The organism is Actinomycetospora flava, assembly GCF_037400335.1.
In the GTDB taxonomy this organism is placed as follows: Bacteria; Actinomycetota; Actinomycetes; order Mycobacteriales; family Pseudonocardiaceae; genus Actinomycetospora; species Actinomycetospora flava.
In genome coordinates this window covers 1-2,044 of record NZ_JBBEGM010000034.1, presented here as the reverse complement: position 1 = coordinate 2,044, position 2,044 = coordinate 1, and the positions used below count along the sequence as shown (strand labels likewise).

The following is a 2,044-nucleotide window of genomic DNA, read 5'->3' as shown; positions in this document are numbered from 1 at the left end:
TGTGCCCGGAGAATGCGTGAAGGTCGCCGGCGAACGCGAGGCGACGGCGCAGCCGACGATCTCGGCCTTGCCCCTGATTCGCGGCGGCGTTCACTGTCGTCGAGCGCGCGAGAGGCGACCTCGAGATCCCGCTTCTGCCTGGGCGTTCGTTCGCCTCACCACGGACTCGACCTCCAGTTCCTGCGCGGTCGACGGGTATTTCTTCGAGGTGCTTGCTGGCCGACGACGACGCACGCCGAGGTCCTGTGACGTTCCGGCGACTCCTGCCGTGCCCGCGCGCACCGGCGAGCTCCTCGCCGAGGACCGCCCACAGGGCGAGTGGCGGCACGGATCGCCTCGGTGCTCCGGGGCGGATCCGTGCCGCAGCAGTGTGGATCCCCACGGGAGCCCGCCCGTCGAGCGGCGTCAGCCCGGGCAGGGTGACGTTCGGCGAGACAGACGAACAGCCGGTACTCGTCGACCAACCCGGCGGGCATCAGCGCGTGGGCAGAGCTGGATGCCGCCGGTGGCGACGATCTCGCGCCCCAGCCGCTCTCTGAGCGCACCGATCGCCGTTCCGGGGTCACCGCCGAGGACGATCAGGATCGGTGAGGGTCGGTCAGGGACGCACGACTCATTGCAGCGCGGTGGTGTCCTCGGGTACCGAGGGCCAGTAGCCGGATGTCCTCGAAGGTCCGGCGGCCCGTCACCAGGGCGTCGGACTCGGCGTCGAGGCGCTGCATCGCAGCCAACAGGTCGGTGTTCTCGGCGTCGCCCTGCCCGTGGGCGTCGAACCACTCGTCGAGCACCGACCCGTCCAGCACGCTTCCTCTCGACCTGCTCTCTCCGTGCCGAAGATGAGCGACGCGGGGCCGGCAGCACCGACAGCTGGGGGAAGCAAGGTCGCGGGCTCTCCCCCAAGGGAGGGCCGACGGTGGGCGTCCTGGCGGGGTCCTCCAAGGACCGTCGATACCCCTCGAGACGTCGAGGGCACGAGCTCGCACCATCCGCGATCGGCGGCTTCGTCGACGATGTACGACCGCTGATGAGCCGCAGCGCCGGCCCGTGACGAGGCGGGGTCCGTGTCGCGGAGACCGTCGGCCGCCGCCCTCGCCGTAGCGAGGAGCACGGCGACGCGGACCCGCCTGCGTCGTGGCCTGGTGCCGGACGTGCGAATGACCTCCCCGGATCGATGGCGAGGGGTGTGAAGACAACGGGAGTCGTCCTGGCGTGCTCGGGATCGTGCGTCGAGGCACCGGCGGGGAGACAGCCGCCGTAGGGTTGGGCCATGACCGCCGCCGCGTCGTCCGTCCCTCCGGGAGGGGGGAAGGCCGGGACGTGGGCTGACGCCACACCCGCCGATGTACGAGCGGCGCTCGCACCGGAGAGCGCCACGGAGTTCGATCGCCAGTGGCGCGCCGCGCTCGCGAGGGCAGCGGACTCGTACGACCTCACGGTGGTCCAGCAGTGCCTCGACGCGTGGCGGCGGGTCGCCCGCGTGACGGCGGCGGCCGGTGGCACCGAGGGGTACCGGACGCTCCTCGACGCCGCGGCCGGCGCCCGTGGCGGTGACGCAGCTCCGAGCTCGGCGACGGTGTCGTGGCGTGACGTACGGGCGGACCTGGGTCTGTAGGTGGCCTACGAGGTCGACGTCGCCTCCGTACGGGAGGCACTCGAGGTGCTGCCCCGTGAGGCGTTGGTGGCGCTCGCCGAGGTGCTCGACGTGCTCGAGCTCGCGCCGTGGTCCGGCGATCCCCTCGTGGACCGCAACCCCGACGGCGCTGTCCGCACCATGAGCTTCGGGGGCACGGGGCTCCTCACCTACGTGGTCGTGGAGCACCTCGGGCGGGTGGATCTCCTCCAGGTGCACTGGGTCGGTTAGCTGCCTCGGAGGACCTCCGACGGCGCCGGTGGGCGTCCGGATGCCTCGTGACCTGCGCCGATGATGTTGACCCACCCCCCGGTGAAGGCCGTCTGATCGCCCGTGTACTGTTTCCCATGTCGCCAGGACAAAGGGGTTGAACCCGGTCCGGTCGACGCAGTAAGATGGGAAGGTCGCCCTCCA

Annotated in this window: 3 protein-coding genes; 2 read left to right on the top strand and 1 reads right to left on the bottom strand. The window is 71.4% G+C overall.

Going from position 1 to position 2,044, the window contains the following annotated elements; translation table 11 throughout:
- Positions 1-578 precede the first annotated feature (578 nt).
- Entirely contained in the window at positions 579-803 is a 225-nt protein-coding gene (locus WCD58_RS33535) for a hypothetical protein (protein ID WP_337707489.1), read from the bottom strand.
- A gap of 464 nt (positions 804-1,267) precedes the next feature.
- Between WCD58_RS33535 and WCD58_RS33530 the strand changes: the two genes are divergently transcribed.
- Both WCD58_RS33530 and WCD58_RS33525 read left to right on the top strand, forming a co-directional pair.
- A complete protein-coding gene (locus tag WCD58_RS33530; protein WP_337707488.1) occupies positions 1,268-1,612 on the top strand; it encodes a DUF6247 family protein in 345 nt (114 codons plus the stop codon).
- Entirely contained in the window at positions 1,613-1,861 is a 249-nt protein-coding gene (locus tag WCD58_RS33525; protein WP_337707487.1) for a hypothetical protein, read from the top strand.
- Positions 1,862-2,044 lie beyond the last annotated feature (183 nt).

What these genes read in the sequence shown, in the direction of transcription:
- WCD58_RS33530 (WP_337707488.1), top strand. Translation starts at nt 1,268, where the DNA reads ATGACCGCCGCCGCGTCGTCCGTCCCTCCGGGAGGGGGGAAGGCCGGG.